At 32.2% G+C, this 17,020-nt stretch carries 20 protein-coding genes; 15 read left to right on the forward strand and 5 right to left on the reverse strand.

Features of this window, described 5'->3' with window-relative positions; translation table 11 throughout:
* Positions 1-460: 460 nt before the first annotated feature.
* The 3 genes from B9Y54_RS12020 (at position 461) to B9Y54_RS12030 (ending at position 2,539) form a co-directional block, all read left to right on the forward strand.
* Positions 461-1,468 (forward strand): replication initiation protein, encoded by a 1,008-nt coding sequence (locus tag B9Y54_RS12020; protein ID WP_159446098.1) that lies wholly within the window; start codon positions 461-463, stop codon positions 1,466-1,468.
* Between the two features lie 23 nt (positions 1,469-1,491).
* The gene (locus B9Y54_RS12025; RefSeq protein WP_085560582.1) at positions 1,492-1,905 is read left to right on the forward strand and encodes a SprT family zinc-dependent metalloprotease; all 414 of its coding nucleotides are present in this window, start codon (positions 1,492-1,494) and stop codon (positions 1,903-1,905) included.
* A 118-nt stretch (positions 1,906-2,023) separates the two neighbouring features.
* The gene (locus B9Y54_RS12030; protein ID WP_085560583.1) at positions 2,024-2,539 is read left to right on the forward strand and encodes a hypothetical protein; all 516 of its coding nucleotides are present in this window, start codon (positions 2,024-2,026) and stop codon (positions 2,537-2,539) included.
* A gap of 160 nt (positions 2,540-2,699) precedes the next feature.
* On the opposite strand, the gene B9Y54_RS12385 is transcribed toward B9Y54_RS12030, so the two are convergent.
* Complete coding sequence (locus B9Y54_RS12385; RefSeq protein WP_159446099.1) at positions 2,700-2,873, reverse strand: hypothetical protein; 174 nt, start codon at positions 2,871-2,873, stop codon at positions 2,700-2,702.
* 134 nt (positions 2,874-3,007) lie between these two features.
* Here B9Y54_RS12385 and B9Y54_RS12035 point away from each other — a divergent pair, with 134 nt between their 5' ends.
* Complete coding sequence (locus B9Y54_RS12035; RefSeq protein ID WP_085560584.1) at positions 3,008-3,649, forward strand: hypothetical protein; 642 nt, start codon at positions 3,008-3,010, stop codon at positions 3,647-3,649.
* A gap of 348 nt (positions 3,650-3,997) precedes the next feature.
* Here the strand turns inward: B9Y54_RS12035 and B9Y54_RS12040 are convergent, their stop codons facing one another.
* Entirely contained in the window at positions 3,998-4,195 is a 198-nt protein-coding gene (locus B9Y54_RS12040; protein ID WP_085560585.1) for a gauf-3-monomer, read from the reverse strand.
* Positions 4,196-4,411: 216 nt separating this feature from the next.
* On the opposite strand from B9Y54_RS12040, the gene B9Y54_RS12390 reads away from it, so the two are divergent.
* From B9Y54_RS12390 to B9Y54_RS12060, 5 genes are all read left to right on the forward strand, one after another.
* Positions 4,412-4,585: a hypothetical protein gene (locus B9Y54_RS12390; RefSeq protein WP_159446100.1), complete on the forward strand. Its 174-nt coding sequence runs from the start codon at positions 4,412-4,414 to the stop codon at positions 4,583-4,585.
* A 628-nt stretch (positions 4,586-5,213) separates the two neighbouring features.
* Positions 5,214-6,530: a MobV family relaxase gene (gene mobV, locus B9Y54_RS12045; protein WP_085560586.1), complete on the forward strand. Its 1,317-nt coding sequence runs from the start codon at positions 5,214-5,216 to the stop codon at positions 6,528-6,530.
* A 787-nt stretch (positions 6,531-7,317) separates the two neighbouring features.
* Positions 7,318-8,325, forward strand: a complete 1,008-nt coding sequence (locus B9Y54_RS12050; protein ID WP_159446098.1) for a replication initiation protein — start codon at positions 7,318-7,320, stop codon at positions 8,323-8,325.
* Between the two features lie 23 nt (positions 8,326-8,348).
* The gene (locus B9Y54_RS12055; RefSeq protein WP_085560582.1) at positions 8,349-8,762 is read left to right on the forward strand and encodes a SprT family zinc-dependent metalloprotease; all 414 of its coding nucleotides are present in this window, start codon (positions 8,349-8,351) and stop codon (positions 8,760-8,762) included.
* Between the two features lie 118 nt (positions 8,763-8,880).
* Entirely contained in the window at positions 8,881-9,396 is a 516-nt protein-coding gene (locus tag B9Y54_RS12060; protein WP_085560583.1) for a hypothetical protein, read from the forward strand.
* A gap of 161 nt (positions 9,397-9,557) precedes the next feature.
* Here the strand turns inward: B9Y54_RS12060 and B9Y54_RS12395 are convergent, their stop codons facing one another.
* Entirely contained in the window at positions 9,558-9,731 is a 174-nt protein-coding gene (locus B9Y54_RS12395) for a hypothetical protein (RefSeq protein WP_159446099.1), read from the reverse strand.
* Positions 9,732-9,865: 134 nt separating this feature from the next.
* Here B9Y54_RS12395 and B9Y54_RS12065 point away from each other — a divergent pair, with 134 nt between their 5' ends.
* Positions 9,866-10,507 (forward strand): hypothetical protein, encoded by a 642-nt coding sequence (locus B9Y54_RS12065; RefSeq protein WP_085560584.1) that lies wholly within the window; start codon positions 9,866-9,868, stop codon positions 10,505-10,507.
* A gap of 348 nt (positions 10,508-10,855) precedes the next feature.
* On the opposite strand, the gene B9Y54_RS12070 is transcribed toward B9Y54_RS12065, so the two are convergent.
* On the reverse strand, positions 10,856-11,053 hold the full coding sequence (locus B9Y54_RS12070) for a gauf-3-monomer (RefSeq protein ID WP_085560585.1): 198 nt from the start codon (positions 11,051-11,053) through the stop codon (positions 10,856-10,858).
* Positions 11,054-11,269: 216 nt separating this feature from the next.
* On the opposite strand from B9Y54_RS12070, the gene B9Y54_RS12400 reads away from it, so the two are divergent.
* The 5 genes from B9Y54_RS12400 to B9Y54_RS12090 all read left to right on the forward strand — a co-directional run bounded on the left by B9Y54_RS12400 (position 11,270) and on the right by B9Y54_RS12090 (position 16,254).
* The gene (locus B9Y54_RS12400) at positions 11,270-11,443 is read left to right on the forward strand and encodes a hypothetical protein (protein WP_159446100.1); all 174 of its coding nucleotides are present in this window, start codon (positions 11,270-11,272) and stop codon (positions 11,441-11,443) included.
* Positions 11,444-12,071: 628 nt separating this feature from the next.
* Positions 12,072-13,388, forward strand: a complete 1,317-nt coding sequence (gene mobV, locus B9Y54_RS12075; protein WP_085560586.1) for a MobV family relaxase — start codon at positions 12,072-12,074, stop codon at positions 13,386-13,388.
* Between the two features lie 787 nt (positions 13,389-14,175).
* Positions 14,176-15,183: a replication initiation protein gene (locus B9Y54_RS12080; protein ID WP_159446098.1), complete on the forward strand. Its 1,008-nt coding sequence runs from the start codon at positions 14,176-14,178 to the stop codon at positions 15,181-15,183.
* Positions 15,184-15,206: 23 nt separating this feature from the next.
* Entirely contained in the window at positions 15,207-15,620 is a 414-nt protein-coding gene (locus B9Y54_RS12085) for a SprT family zinc-dependent metalloprotease (protein WP_085560582.1), read from the forward strand.
* A 118-nt stretch (positions 15,621-15,738) separates the two neighbouring features.
* A complete protein-coding gene (locus B9Y54_RS12090) occupies positions 15,739-16,254 on the forward strand; it encodes a hypothetical protein (protein ID WP_085560583.1) in 516 nt (171 codons plus the stop codon).
* A gap of 160 nt (positions 16,255-16,414) precedes the next feature.
* Here B9Y54_RS12090 and B9Y54_RS12405 read toward each other — a convergent pair whose 3' ends face one another.
* A complete protein-coding gene (locus B9Y54_RS12405) occupies positions 16,415-16,588 on the reverse strand; it encodes a hypothetical protein (RefSeq protein WP_159446099.1) in 174 nt (57 codons plus the stop codon).
* Positions 16,589-17,020: the final 432 nt, after the last annotated feature.

Raw genomic sequence — 17,020 nt, forward strand, 5'->3', positions numbered from 1 at the left:
TCTGTCCTTATGAAACTTGGTCTATAGCTATCTCATAGACTATAGTTATAAATTAATGCAGTAAAGAGTGCTTTTTGTCTGTATAAGAGATATAAGCTTGGATAAGCAAAGGTAGCACTTTTGCAGTGTATTATTTTTTCAAAAAATTGTTAGACAGAACAATGTAAAGCACACCGTTTAACAAAGGGTTCGCGCCCGCGTATTTATCACTTTTTATTAACTTTATTAACTTTATTACCTTTAAGGTCGCTAGAAACGTTTACACACCAACGGTTTAAAGACTCTATTGAAAGTTTTTTATCCCTCTATTGAAAGTTTTTATCCCTCTATTGAAAGTTTTTTATCCCTCTATCGAAAGTTTTTTATCCCTCGAGTTGTAAGTTTGAAATTTAAACTTATTGTATTGATTAGATATATAAGTTGCGCTACTATTAACTTATGAATGAAAAGGAGTGTTTGTATGGCCGGAAGACTAAACAAAAAGGAAGTTATGATCAGCAATGCAGATAGTATTAAAAAGAGCAATGAGCTATCAACCTCAAAACTTAATCAAGGATTGACATTGAACCAAATGCAGTTGCTGTCCTATGCGATTTATTCTACACAAAAAGATGGTTCAACAACTTTTATCAAGGCTGATTTCGAGAAGAAATTTGGCATTGATAAATACCAAACCAAGCATGCAAAAGTTGACGCTCAAAGAATACTAAGTATTCAAGCTGGGTTGGAAGATTTAGAAAATGACTCATTCGAATACTGGAATGTTTTTAGGAAAATGAAGTATGATAATGGCACCTTTACGTTTCTTTGGGATCCAGAAATTACACCGCATATATTGAACTTGAAAGATAGGTATGTGCTGACTGACTTGACTATCACTGCAAAATTCAAAAGTGGTTTTAGTTGGACTTTGTACGACCATTTAAGAGGTTCTTACGGTTGTTGGTACAAGTCTTTGACAAAAGATGCTGTCATGAAAATGTTTGGTGTCGAGGAAAAGAAGAGTTACCGTGAAAATACGGGCCTTTTGAAAAAATATGTTCTCGATGTCGCAATTGCTGAAATCAACGAATTTACCGAATTAGAAGTGAAGTATGAGGAGATAAAGAAAGGACGTTCAATTACTGGATTCAAACTAATTTGGAGTACTGGTAAAGGAATTTCAAAAGCTTCGCAAAAGCAAGTTGATACATTACAAAGTCTTGTCAATATTGTTTTAGATGATTTATTGATGTACGCGGAAATTAATGATCAAACAAATCGAGAAAGAGCTTTAGAGATTATCCGGGATTTTCAGTCAATAAATTATCACTTTTTAGATCAAGAATTAGGGTTAACATCTAGTCATTGTAATAATCTCATTAAGAAATCAACTGATAATTTAGAAGCTTTAAATTCTTTATTAGAACTAGAAGGAAAAGAACAAATTAATACCAAAGTTCCATTGTTTAATTGGCTAAAAAATTAATTACTTAAACAGGAGTATATAAAATGAGTTACAAGTCACGAAAAAGAAAATCAGAGTATAGAAAAAAAACACAACTATTTTACAATTTAGTTAGACAATCACGAGAATGGGCTATTAGCCAGTATGGTGTAAAGATTGATATATCTATATTTCTAAATTCTAAAAAAACAGATTCCCTTTTAAAAAATAATCAATCTGGTTATATACTCTCTTCGTCCGAAGATGTTCCCAAAAAAATAGTTATTTCTAAAGAATTTTTAGAAAAGAATAAACCAATAGATATTCAAGCAATTATTCAACATGAATTTTTGCATTACATCGGGTGGAAACTTGATAAAGGTTTTGACGATGGCGATGAGTGGTTTGAAAATCAACTTGCAAGAAATTTACTTTACAGCAACTATAATATCTTTTTAAATTATGCTCTATTGAGTTAAATTCAAGTTATTCTTTCAAGCTGTAAATGTTTATTCATAAAAAGTAACAATTATAGTGGTATGCATAGGATATAAACCTATACAGTAATAAAGAGAAGGCATAATAAGGAGAGTTAACATGAGTAAAAAAACAATCAAAGAATTAGCCGAAGAAATAGGTGTGAGTAAAACAGCCATTTCAAAAAAAGTGACAGAAACACAAAAAAAGAAATGGTTTGTGAAAATAGGCAACCAGTTTGTGATTAGCGAAAAAGGTCAAGAAGCTATTAAATCAATGTTTGATCCAGTTGAAAATAACCAATCGCAAACTCAGACGAAAACCAGTTGGCGAAATAACTTAAACCAATTTAGTAATTCAGATTTTTATCAAAAACAGCTTTTGGCAAAAGATAACCAAATAGATATGCTACAAACATTGTTAAAAGACCAACAAAATCTATTAGATCAGCAACAACGTCTTACCTTACAAACGAATAAGCAAATGGAACAATTGCAGCTAGAATCAACTAAAAATACAGAAGATAATACGAGTCAAAAAGACAGTTATGTCCCTAATGCTGAAACTGAAAAAGAAACCGAACCAGCACAAACTAAAGAAGCCTTTTTTAGTCGTCTCTTTAACAAAAAAAAATAGCCGATTACAACGCTGGTTAAAGCGAAATCATGTATTGAGGGCGGACATAAAAAAGAACCCTGGTGTTAAAGGGTTCAGGATACACGATTTTATCTAATTTCATGTATCATTTTTATCTAGTGTAAAACAGTAGCAATGACACGCTGAGTACTGCTATTTTTTATTCCTTTTTAGATAGGAGTTCTGCTACAAAAATAAGTACAGCAAATACAATTGCTCCTATGAAAATACCTGTTAATTCCATAGAATCATTAATAAAATATTGAGTTAATAAACTAGCAGTGAAATAAAGTCCTACTAACAAAATAATTTTTTTGAAGTTAATTTTTTTCATAATTAGTTGCTCCTTTCTATGTAAAGAATAACATACAAAATTATTAAGTAACACACAACAAAAGAAAGCGTTCTCTTTAATTGTATTATGTGTTATTCTTATACAGTATTAAAAATATTCTGGGAGGCTTTTTTATGAAAAAAAGCATTGTATCTCTACTTACAGTTGCTACTCTTTCTACTGTAATTTTGCCTACAGTGTCAGTTTATGCAGCAGAACAAGGAACAACTAATGCATCTTCAGAACAAATTGTGACCAGTACTCCGGATACAACCATTTCAAAAAAGGATATATCACAAGTAGATAACTTATCTATTCTAGATCCTTATATTAAAGTTATAGCCAATGAGTATGTATTAGTTGTTCCTGAGAACGTTCATATTGACTCTACAATATTGCAACAAACAACTAATATGATTTCACAGTCAAATACTCTTATAAAAGAAAATAATGCTACTATTGATCCTATAACAAAAACAGCTACTTTCTATGACAATAATTCTATTCAACTTAGGGCTTATAAACAAGGGGTTAACAAAGTAACCGTACACTGGAATCGTGTTCGAATTTATTTAAGTAAAAGTACTGTTACAAAAGTTCAAGGAGGGTCATTAGGAGGGCTTGGATTTTTAATTGGTAAAGTACCTGACGTTCGTATTCAAGCTGTAGCAGCAGTATTAATGGGTGTTATTGGTACTTCGTCACCTAAAGGCGGACTTTGGTTTGACTACAATTATTTTTATGGAGTCTTAGGTGGAACATGGGGCTGGCAATGATCAATAAAGTGAATTGATTAATACTTATAATTAGAAAAGGTTCAATTTTTCTAATCTTTATTTCGAAACAAAAAGAGCTTGCCTTTTGCAAGCTCTTTTTGTTGTGTTTTTAAAATCAAGGCAAAGAATAATTTTAGAAGAGATATACACAATAAATCGATATGCTCATAATTTAATAAGAATATAAAATTTATGCAATATATTCACTTGATAGTCAGTATTTATAATATGCAACCTTATAACTTACATATTTATTAACAACAATCTTTATTTTTTTTAGGGATGAAGAAATAATTTTACCAGCTTTAGTTTCTAGATATACGATTATATGTCATTTCCTGTATCTTTTCATTTATTTTTACTTACTTTATTGAATAATCTCGAATAAAGATACCAATTAAAACAAATACCAAAAAAGTACAAAACACCAGGAACCCCTAATAAGCTACCGTCACGTTTGACATAAGCAGCAAAGATAGCGCCATAAACAATCCATTTTCTATTAGTCCAATTCCTTTTAATTCTTTCTAATAGTCTAGTTCCCATTTAATGATCTCCTAACGGATTATTATAGGTTACGTTCTTTTTTTTATTATATTCTACATAGACATACAATTCTAATTTATATAAAATAAATTAGTTTTACTCAAAATCGACAGTTACTAGGTGTGAATTTGAGTGGTTTTTCCCTGTCGTTTATAAATGCCTATTAAATCATCTTAACAAAAGATCAAGTTTTATCTGAATTCAGGAGGTAAATAAATGAACGAAACTATTTTAAAACAACCTTTTTTCTATATTGCTTTACTCAACTTTATCTTAGCTATAGTCTTTATTTTCCAAGACAGTCTATTAGCTCGTTTGGTTAGTTTTGTCTGGTTCTTGAGTTTTCTATTTAATCTTTATAATGCTAATAAAGCTGTTCACAAAAAATAAATTATTCACCTAAAAATATTCTTTCTTAAAAGAAACTATTCTAAAAAGGTAAATCAGTAGGTTTTAAAAAAGAGCATAAAGAGATTCAGGCGCCTGCCGGTTTTCCGCTCCGCTTCAAAACGTTGACGTGTCAGGCTGTGCCTGACGAATCTCAAAAATAAAACCAGGCGCCTAGAAGGCGAAAAACGGCCTTTTCTTACCCCTCTTCAAAAGACTGTCATACCAGCGTTTGTAAGAGGTCGTGTATGACATATGTATACATATGTGTTACACTTGTCATACATAATGTATACATATGTCATACATTTTGTCATACAAATGTATGACACTTTTAACGTGTTTTTTCTCTTACTTTTCATCTCTTTTTTTAAAGAAAAGTCCCCTGCCAAAAAGGCGAAGGGGATTTTTTTTGTTTTGCACGAAAAAAACAGACGGGAATGCCGTCGTTTTTCGGGCCTGTTCACGACGAACCTTTTCAGCCTAAAGGCGACAAAAGGGACAGAGAGAACAGACGGTTTTTGCCTCGCAGAGCCTGACCAAAATTTATTTTGGTATAACAGGCTATACCAGATGTTTACTGGCTCGTTCTTCATGTTATAGTGGAGGTACTTTATTGAGGAGGGATTTCATGGCTCACGTTCAAAAATTTACAAGAGGAAACCTCAACGGCTTATCCATTCATTTAGACCGTAAAACAGACCACCATTCAAACGAAGAAATCGACCCGACAAAAACTTACTTAAACTATGATTTATGTCAAAAAGAAGGCGACACGCTATCTAGATTGAACGACCGATTGAAAGAGGTTTACTGCATGAAACGAGACGATGTCAAAGTTGGCTGCAGTTGGATTGTGACGTTGCCTAAAAATTTGAAAGAACAAACTGAATCGGATCAGCAAGCCTTTTTTGAAAAGACGTATGCGTTTTTGAGTGAACGATATGGGGGCGAAAAAAATGTTTTGTCTGCTCAAGTTCATTTAGACGAAACCACCCCACACCTGCATTTTGTTTTTATGCCTGTCGTTTGGGACGAAAAAAAACAACGTGAAAAAATATCGGCTAAAGAAGTATTGAACCGAAATGATTTACAAAATTTTCATGGCGAGTTAGATACCTTTCTGAAAAAAGAACTGCCGACTATTTATAAAGACGGCATTTTAAATGGCGAAACGATTGAGTTGGATTCGGTCAAAGAGATTAAAAAATATGCCAAACAAATTCAAGAGAAAAAAGATGATTTGTCTAAAGAATTAAAGTTGTTTAGTGAACCCAAAAAAGTGTTCGAACAAGTCGAAAAAGCGTCTAAGAAAAGCTTGTTTGGAGATAAAGTGACACTCCCTTATAACGAATTTGAAAAATTAAAAAATCTCTCTCTTTCTGGAATCAAATTAAACAATCAACTAAATCAAGTGTCCGAGGCTTCAAAAAAGGACCTGACAGTTTTAAAAAAAGATGTTGACCTGGTAGAGCAAGAAAAAACAGAACTTAAAGGACAGCTTCAGCAAGCGAATCAACGAGTTGACGAAGCGACCGAAAAAGTCACCTATTACTTAGATACACTAGAAAACACACTCAAAACGGGGCAAAAGTTTAAAGATCAAGCGATTATTTATAAAAGTATCTTGAAAGATGCAAAAGTCCCTTTTCAGATTAGCGAAATGGAAAAACAAGGACGCTTAATTTTAAGTAAAGTCGAAAATGGACGAATGCCCGAAGATGAAAAGAAAGCTAAAAAGTGGATTTCTGTGCTGGAACAAAATAAAGAAGCAGGAACCATCCCTTTAAATCGTTTAGAATCAATTTTAGAGGTGCTTAAAGCCTTTTTAGAGAAGTTGCTGAATAAAGAGCTTACGTTCTCGTTAGACGGTCTTAAATCAAGAGATACAGAGCTTAAACAAACTCAAAAACCAACACACTCAAATTCAATGAACAGAGGACGATAAAACAGCTGTCTTTAAAAAGCAATTTAAAGCGTGTTTAAGCAATCTTACATCGGCGTTATATAAATACACGATTAATTACGTTAATGTTCTCTATCCGTCTAAAAAGAGGGTTTAAATCATTTTGAAAAGGGTTCTGGGTATGTAGGGCTTGCCCTGCACGAACGAAGTGAGCTCTTTACAACTCCTGTGGCTTAACTCAAACAAGAATCGGTGTGGTTTTATCAAAAAATCTCTTAGAATCGCTCTTTTTCCAGTGTAAACGGAGCGCAGCGACTTCTTTTGATCTTGTTTATCACTTTTTATGAGAATATTAGACTCAATTTATCTGTCCTTATGAAACTTGGTCTATAGCTATCTCATAGACTATAGTTATAAATTAATGCAGTAAAGAGTGCTTTTTGTCTGTATAAGAGATATAAGCTTGGATAAGCAAAGGTAGCACTTTTGCAGTGTATTATTTTTTTCAAAAAATTGTTAGACAGAACAATGTAAAGCACACCGTTTAACAAAGGGTTCGCGCCCGCGTATTTATCACTTTTTATTAACTTTATTAACTTTATTACCTTTAAGGTCGCTAGAAACGTTTACACACCAACGGTTTAAAGACTCTATTGAAAGTTTTTTATCCCTCTATTGAAAGTTTTTTATCCCTCTATTGAAAGTTTTTTATCCCTCTATCGAAAGTTTTTTATCCCTCGAGTTGTAAGTTTGAAATTTAAACTTATTTGTATTGATTAGATATATAAGTTGCGCTACTATTAACTTATGAATGAAAAGGAGTGTTTGTATGGCCGGAAGACTAAACAAAAAGGAAGTTATGATCAGCAATGCAGATAGTATTAAAAAGAGCAATGAGCTATCAACCTCAAAACTTAATCAAGGATTGACATTGAACCAAATGCAGTTGCTGTCCTATGCGATTTATTCTACACAAAAAGATGGTTCAACAACTTTTATCAAGGCTGATTTCGAGAAGAAATTTGGCATTGATAAATACCAAACCAAGCATGCAAAAGTTGACGCTCAAAGAATACTAAGTATTCAAGCTGGGTTGGAAGATTTAGAAAATGACTCATTCGAATACTGGAATGTTTTTAGGAAAATGAAGTATGATAATGGCACCTTTACGTTTCTTTGGGATCCAGAAATTACACCGCATATATTGAACTTGAAAGATAGGTATGTGCTGACTGACTTGACTATCACTGCAAAATTCAAAAGTGGTTTTAGTTGGACTTTGTACGACCATTTAAGAGGTTCTTACGGTTGTTGGTACAAGTCTTTGACAAAAGATGCTGTCATGAAAATGTTTGGTGTCGAGGAAAAGAAGAGTTACCGTGAAAATACGGGCCTTTTGAAAAAATATGTTCTCGATGTCGCAATTGCTGAAATCAACGAATTTACCGAATTAGAAGTGAAGTATGAGGAGATAAAGAAAGGACGTTCAATTACTGGATTCAAACTAATTTGGAGTACTGGTAAAGGAATTTCAAAAGCTTCGCAAAAGCAAGTTGATACATTACAAAGTCTTGTCAATATTGTTTTAGATGATTTATTGATGTACGCGGAAATTAATGATCAAACAAATCGAGAAAGAGCTTTAGAGATTATCCGGGATTTTCAGTCAATAAATTATCACTTTTTAGATCAAGAATTAGGGTTAACATCTAGTCATTGTAATAATCTCATTAAGAAATCAACTGATAATTTAGAAGCTTTAAATTCTTTATTAGAACTAGAAGGAAAAGAACAAATTAATACCAAAGTTCCATTGTTTAATTGGCTAAAAAATTAATTACTTAAACAGGAGTATATAAAATGAGTTACAAGTCACGAAAAAGAAAATCAGAGTATAGAAAAAAAACACAACTATTTTACAATTTAGTTAGACAATCACGAGAATGGGCTATTAGCCAGTATGGTGTAAAGATTGATATATCTATATTTCTAAATTCTAAAAAAACAGATTCCCTTTTAAAAAATAATCAATCTGGTTATATACTCTCTTCGTCCGAAGATGTTCCCAAAAAAATAGTTATTTCTAAAGAATTTTTAGAAAAGAATAAACCAATAGATATTCAAGCAATTATTCAACATGAATTTTTGCATTACATCGGGTGGAAACTTGATAAAGGTTTTGACGATGGCGATGAGTGGTTTGAAAATCAACTTGCAAGAAATTTACTTTACAGCAACTATAATATCTTTTTAAATTATGCTCTATTGAGTTAAATTCAAGTTATTCTTTCAAGCTGTAAATGTTTATTCATAAAAAGTAACAATTATAGTGGTATGCATAGGATATAAACCTATACAGTAATAAAGAGAAGGCATAATAAGGAGAGTTAACATGAGTAAAAAAACAATCAAAGAATTAGCCGAAGAAATAGGTGTGAGTAAAACAGCCATTTCAAAAAAAGTGACAGAAACACAAAAAAAGAAATGGTTTGTGAAAATAGGCAACCAGTTTGTGATTAGCGAAAAAGGTCAAGAAGCTATTAAATCAATGTTTGATCCAGTTGAAAATAACCAATCGCAAACTCAGACGAAAACCAGTTGGCGAAATAACTTAAACCAATTTAGTAATTCAGATTTTTATCAAAAACAGCTTTTGGCAAAAGATAACCAAATAGATATGCTACAAACATTGTTAAAAGACCAACAAAATCTATTAGATCAGCAACAACGTCTTACCTTACAAACGAATAAGCAAATGGAACAATTGCAGCTAGAATCAACTAAAAATACAGAAGATAATACGAGTCAAAAAGACAGTTATGTCCCTAATGCTGAAACTGAAAAAGAAACCGAACCAGCACAAACTAAAGAAGCCTTTTTTAGTCGTCTCTTTAACAAAAAAAAATAGCCGATTACAACGCTGGTTAAAGCGAAATCATGTATTGAGGGCGGACATAAAAAAAGAACCCTGGTGTTAAAGGGTTCAGGATACACGATTTTATCTAATTTCATGTATCATTTTTATCTAGTGTAAAACAGTAGCAATGACACGCTGAGTACTGCTATTTTTTATTCCTTTTTAGATAGGAGTTCTGCTACAAAAATAAGTACAGCAAATACAATTGCTCCTATGAAAATACCTGTTAATTCCATAGAATCATTAATAAAATATTGAGTTAATAAACTAGCAGTGAAATAAAGTCCTACTAACAAAATAATTTTTTTGAAGTTAATTTTTTTCATAATTAGTTGCTCCTTTCTATGTAAAGAATAACATACAAAATTATTAAGTAACACACAACAAAAGAAAGCGTTCTCTTTAATTGTATTATGTGTTATTCTTATACAGTATTAAAAATATTCTGGGAGGCTTTTTTATGAAAAAAAGCATTGTATCTCTACTTACAGTTGCTACTCTTTCTACTGTAATTTTGCCTACAGTGTCAGTTTATGCAGCAGAACAAGGAACAACTAATGCATCTTCAGAACAAATTGTGACCAGTACTCCGGATACAACCATTTCAAAAAAGGATATATCACAAGTAGATAACTTATCTATTCTAGATCCTTATATTAAAGTTATAGCCAATGAGTATGTATTAGTTGTTCCTGAGAACGTTCATATTGACTCTACAATATTGCAACAAACAACTAATATGATTTCACAGTCAAATACTCTTATAAAAGAAAATAATGCTACTATTGATCCTATAACAAAAACAGCTACTTTCTATGACAATAATTCTATTCAACTTAGGGCTTATAAACAAGGGGTTAACAAAGTAACCGTACACTGGAATCGTGTTCGAATTTATTTAAGTAAAAGTACTGTTACAAAAGTTCAAGGAGGGTCATTAGGAGGGCTTGGATTTTTAATTGGTAAAGTACCTGACGTTCGTATTCAAGCTGTAGCAGCAGTATTAATGGGTGTTATTGGTACTTCGTCACCTAAAGGCGGACTTTGGTTTGACTACAATTATTTTTATGGAGTCTTAGGTGGAACATGGGGCTGGCAATGATCAATAAAGTGAATTGATTAATACTTATAATTAGAAAAGGTTCAATTTTTCTAATCTTTATTTCGAAACAAAAAGAGCTTGCCTTTTGCAAGCTCTTTTTGTTGTGTTTTTAAAATCAAGGCAAAGAATAATTTTAGAAGAGATATACACAATAAATCGATATGCTCATAATTTAATAAGAATATAAAATTTATGCAATATATTCACTTGATAGTCAGTATTTATAATATGCAACCTTATAACTTACATATTTATTAACAACAATCTTTATTTTTTTTAGGGATGAAGAAATAATTTTACCAGCTTTAGTTTCTAGATATACGATTATATGTCATTTCCTGTATCTTTTCATTTATTTTTACTTACTTTATTGAATAATCTCGAATAAAGATACCAATTAAAACAAATACCAAAAAAGTACAAAACACCAGGAACCCCTAATAAGCTACCGTCACGTTTGACATAAGCAGCAAAGATAGCGCCATAAACAATCCATTTTCTATTAGTCCAATTCCTTTTAATTCTTTCTAATAGTCTAGTTCCCATTTAATGATCTCCTAACGGATTATTATAGGTTACGTTCTTTTTTTTATTATATTCTACATAGACATACAATTCTAATTTATATAAAATAAATTAGTTTTACTCAAAATCGACAGTTACTAGGTGTGAATTTGAGTGGTTTTTCCCTGTCGTTTATAAATGCCTATTAAATCATCTTAACAAAAGATCAAGTTTTATCTGAATTCAGGAGGTAAATAAATGAACGAAACTATTTTAAAACAACCTTTTTTCTATATTGCTTTACTCAACTTTATCTTAGCTATAGTCTTTATTTTCCAAGACAGTCTATTAGCTCGTTTGGTTAGTTTTGTCTGGTTCTTGAGTTTTCTATTTAATCTTTATAATGCTAATAAAGCTGTTCACAAAAAATAAATTATTCACCTAAAAATATTCTTTCTTAAAAGAAACTATTCTAAAAAGGTAAATCAGTAGGTTTTAAAAAAGAGCATAAAGAGATTCAGGCGCCTGCCGGTTTTCCGCTCCGCTTCAAAACGTTGACGTGTCAGGCTGTGCCTGACGAATCTCAAAAATAAAACCAGGCGCCTAGAAGGCGAAAAACGGCCTTTTCTTACCCCTCTTCAAAAGACTGTCATACCAGCGTTTGTAAGAGGTCGTGTATGACATATGTATACATATGTGTTACACTTGTCATACATAATGTATACATATGTCATACATTTTGTCATACAAATGTATGACACTTTTAACGTGTTTTTTCTCTTACTTTTCATCTCTTTTTTTAAAGAAAAGTCCCCTGCCAAAAAGGCGAAGGGGATTTTTTTTGTTTTGCACGAAAAAAACAGACGGGAATGCCGTCGTTTTTCGGGCCTGTTCACGACGAACCTTTTCAGCCTAAAGGCGACAAAAGGGACAGAGAGAACAGACGGTTTTTGCCTCGCAGAGCCTGACCAAAATTTATTTTGGTATAACAGGCTATACCAGATGTTTACTGGCTCGTTCTTCATGTTATAGTGGAGGTACTTTATTGAGGAGGGATTTCATGGCTCACGTTCAAAAATTTACAAGAGGAAACCTCAACGGCTTATCCATTCATTTAGACCGTAAAACAGACCACCATTCAAACGAAGAAATCGACCCGACAAAAACTTACTTAAACTATGATTTATGTCAAAAAGAAGGCGACACGCTATCTAGATTGAACGACCGATTGAAAGAGGTTTACTGCATGAAACGAGACGATGTCAAAGTTGGCTGCAGTTGGATTGTGACGTTGCCTAAAAATTTGAAAGAACAAACTGAATCGGATCAGCAAGCCTTTTTTGAAAAGACGTATGCGTTTTTGAGTGAACGATATGGGGGCGAAAAAAATGTTTTGTCTGCTCAAGTTCATTTAGACGAAACCACCCCACACCTGCATTTTGTTTTTATGCCTGTCGTTTGGGACGAAAAAAAACAACGTGAAAAAATATCGGCTAAAGAAGTATTGAACCGAAATGATTTACAAAATTTTCATGGCGAGTTAGATACCTTTCTGAAAAAAGAACTGCCGACTATTTATAAAGACGGCATTTTAAATGGCGAAACGATTGAGTTGGATTCGGTCAAAGAGATTAAAAAATATGCCAAACAAATTCAAGAGAAAAAAGATGATTTGTCTAAAGAATTAAAGTTGTTTAGTGAACCCAAAAAAGTGTTCGAACAAGTCGAAAAAGCGTCTAAGAAAAGCTTGTTTGGAGATAAAGTGACACTCCCTTATAACGAATTTGAAAAATTAAAAAATCTCTCTCTTTCTGGAATCAAATTAAACAATCAACTAAATCAAGTGTCCGAGGCTTCAAAAAAGGACCTGACAGTTTTAAAAAAAGATGTTGACCTGGTAGAGCAAGAAAAAACAGAACTTAAAGGACAGCTTCAGCAAGCGAATCAACGAGTTGACGAAGCGACCGAAAAAGTCACCTATTACTTAGATACACTAGAAAACACACTCAAAACGGGGCAAAAGTTTAAAGATCAAGCGATTATTTATAAAAGTATCTTGAAAGATGCAAAAGTCCCTTTTCAGATTAGCGAAATGGAAAAACAAGGACGCTTAATTTTAAGTAAAGTCGAAAATGGACGAATGCCCGAAGATGAAAAGAAAGCTAAAAAGTGGATTTCTGTGCTGGAACAAAATAAAGAAGCAGGAACCATCCCTTTAAATCGTTTAGAATCAATTTTAGAGGTGCTTAAAGCCTTTTTAGAGAAGTTGCTGAATAAAGAGCTTACGTTCTCGTTAGACGGTCTTAAATCAAGAGATACAGAGCTTAAACAAACTCAAAAACCAACACACTCAAATTCAATGAACAGAGGACGATAAAACAGCTGTCTTTAAAAAGCAATTTAAAGCGTGTTTAAGCAATCTTACATCGGCGTTATATAAATACACGATTAATTACGTTAATGTTCTCTATCCGTCTAAAAAGAGGGTTTAAATCATTTTGAAAAGGGTTCTGGGTATGTAGGGCTTGCCCTGCACGAACGAAGTGAGCTCTTTACAACTCCTGTGGCTTAACTCAAACAAGAATCGGTGTGGTTTTATCAAAAAATCTCTTAGAATCGCTCTTTTTCCAGTGTAAACGGAGCGCAGCGACTTCTTTTGATCTTGTTTATCACTTTTTATGAGAATATTAGACTCAATTTATCTGTCCTTATGAAACTTGGTCTATAGCTATCTCATAGACTATAGTTATAAATTAATGCAGTAAAGAGTGCTTTTTGTCTGTATAAGAGATATAAGCTTGGATAAGCAAAGGTAGCACTTTTGCAGTGTATTATTTTTTTCAAAAAATTGTTAGACAGAACAATGTAAAGCACACCGTTTAACAAAGGGTTCGCGCCCGCGTATTTATCACTTTTTATTAACTTTATTAACTTTATTACCTTTAAGGTCGCTAGAAACGTTTACACACCAACGGTTTAAAGACTCTATTGAAAGTTTTTTATCCCTCTATTGAAAGTTTTTTATCCCTCTATTGAAAGTTTTTTATCCCTCTATCGAAAGTTTTTTATCCCTCGAGTTGTAAGTTTGAAATTTAAACTTATTTGTATTGATTAGATATATAAGTTGCGCTACTATTAACTTATGAATGAAAAGGAGTGTTTGTATGGCCGGAAGACTAAACAAAAAGGAAGTTATGATCAGCAATGCAGATAGTATTAAAAAGAGCAATGAGCTATCAACCTCAAAACTTAATCAAGGATTGACATTGAACCAAATGCAGTTGCTGTCCTATGCGATTTATTCTACACAAAAAGATGGTTCAACAACTTTTATCAAGGCTGATTTCGAGAAGAAATTTGGCATTGATAAATACCAAACCAAGCATGCAAAAGTTGACGCTCAAAGAATACTAAGTATTCAAGCTGGGTTGGAAGATTTAGAAAATGACTCATTCGAATACTGGAATGTTTTTAGGAAAATGAAGTATGATAATGGCACCTTTACGTTTCTTTGGGATCCAGAAATTACACCGCATATATTGAACTTGAAAGATAGGTATGTGCTGACTGACTTGACTATCACTGCAAAATTCAAAAGTGGTTTTAGTTGGACTTTGTACGACCATTTAAGAGGTTCTTACGGTTGTTGGTACAAGTCTTTGACAAAAGATGCTGTCATGAAAATGTTTGGTGTCGAGGAAAAGAAGAGTTACCGTGAAAATACGGGCCTTTTGAAAAAATATGTTCTCGATGTCGCAATTGCTGAAATCAACGAATTTACCGAATTAGAAGTGAAGTATGAGGAGATAAAGAAAGGACGTTCAATTACTGGATTCAAACTAATTTGGAGTACTGGTAAAGGAATTTCAAAAGCTTCGCAAAAGCAAGTTGATACATTACAAAGTCTTGTCAATATTGTTTTAGATGATTTATTGATGTACGCGGAAATTAATGATCAAACAAATCGAGAAAGAGCTTTAGAGATTATCCGGGATTTTCAGTCAATAAATTATCACTTTTTAGATCAAGAATTAGGGTTAACATCTAGTCATTGTAATAATCTCATTAAGAAATCAACTGATAATTTAGAAGCTTTAAATTCTTTATTAGAACTAGAAGGAAAAGAACAAATTAATACCAAAGTTCCATTGTTTAATTGGCTAAAAAATTAATTACTTAAACAGGAGTATATAAAATGAGTTACAAGTCACGAAAAAGAAAATCAGAGTATAGAAAAAAAACACAACTATTTTACAATTTAGTTAGACAATCACGAGAATGGGCTATTAGCCAGTATGGTGTAAAGATTGATATATCTATATTTCTAAATTCTAAAAAAACAGATTCCCTTTTAAAAAATAATCAATCTGGTTATATACTCTCTTCGTCCGAAGATGTTCCCAAAAAAATAGTTATTTCTAAAGAATTTTTAGAAAAGAATAAACCAATAGATATTCAAGCAATTATTCAACATGAATTTTTGCATTACATCGGGTGGAAACTTGATAAAGGTTTTGACGATGGCGATGAGTGGTTTGAAAATCAACTTGCAAGAAATTTACTTTACAGCAACTATAATATCTTTTTAAATTATGCTCTATTGAGTTAAATTCAAGTTATTCTTTCAAGCTGTAAATGTTTATTCATAAAAAGTAACAATTATAGTGGTATGCATAGGATATAAACCTATACAGTAATAAAGAGAAGGCATAATAAGGAGAGTTAACATGAGTAAAAAAACAATCAAAGAATTAGCCGAAGAAATAGGTGTGAGTAAAACAGCCATTTCAAAAAAAGTGACAGAAACACAAAAAAAGAAATGGTTTGTGAAAATAGGCAACCAGTTTGTGATTAGCGAAAAAGGTCAAGAAGCTATTAAATCAATGTTTGATCCAGTTGAAAATAACCAATCGCAAACTCAGACGAAAACCAGTTGGCGAAATAACTTAAACCAATTTAGTAATTCAGATTTTTATCAAAAACAGCTTTTGGCAAAAGATAACCAAATAGATATGCTACAAACATTGTTAAAAGACCAACAAAATCTATTAGATCAGCAACAACGTCTTACCTTACAAACGAATAAGCAAATGGAACAATTGCAGCTAGAATCAACTAAAAATACAGAAGATAATACGAGTCAAAAAGACAGTTATGTCCCTAATGCTGAAACTGAAAAAGAAACCGAACCAGCACAAACTAAAGAAGCCTTTTTTAGTCGTCTCTTTAACAAAAAAAAATAGCCGATTACAACGCTGGTTAAAGCGAAATCATGTATTGAGGGCGGACATAAAAAAGAACCCTGGTGTTAAAGGGTTCAGGATACACGATTTTATCTAATTTCATGTATCATTTTTATCTAGTGTAAAACAGTAGCAATGACACGCTGAGTACTGCTATTTTTTATTCCTTTTTAGATAGGAGTTCTGCTACAAAAATAAGTACAGCAAATACAATTGCTCCTATGAAAATACCTGTTAATTCCATAGAATCATTAATAAAATATTGAGTTAATAAACTAGCAGTGAAATAAAGTCCTACTAACAAAATAATTTTTTTGAAGTTAATTTTTTTCATAATTAGTTGCTCCTTTCTATGTAAAGAATAACATACAAAATTATTAAGTAACACAACAAAGAAGCGTTCTCTTTAATTGTATTATGTGTTATTCTTATACAGTATTAAAAATATTCTGGGAGGCTTTTTTATGAAAAAAGCATTGTATCTCTACTTACAGTTGCTACTCTTTCTACTGTAATTTTGCCTACAGTGTCAGTTTATGCAGCAGAACAAGGAACAACTAATGCATCTTCAGAACAAATTGTGACCAGTACTCCGGATACAAACATTCAAAAATAACTTATCTATTCTAGATCCTTATATTAAAGTTATAGCCAATGAGTATGTATTAGTTGTTCCTGAGAACGTTCATATTGACTCTACAATATTGCAACAAACAACTAATATGATTTCACAGTCAAATACTCTTATAAAAGAAAATAATGCTAC

Origin of the sequence: Carnobacterium iners (genome assembly GCF_900177385.1) — a bacterium.
Lineage (GTDB): Bacteria > Bacillota > Bacilli > Lactobacillales > Carnobacteriaceae > Carnobacterium_A > Carnobacterium_A iners.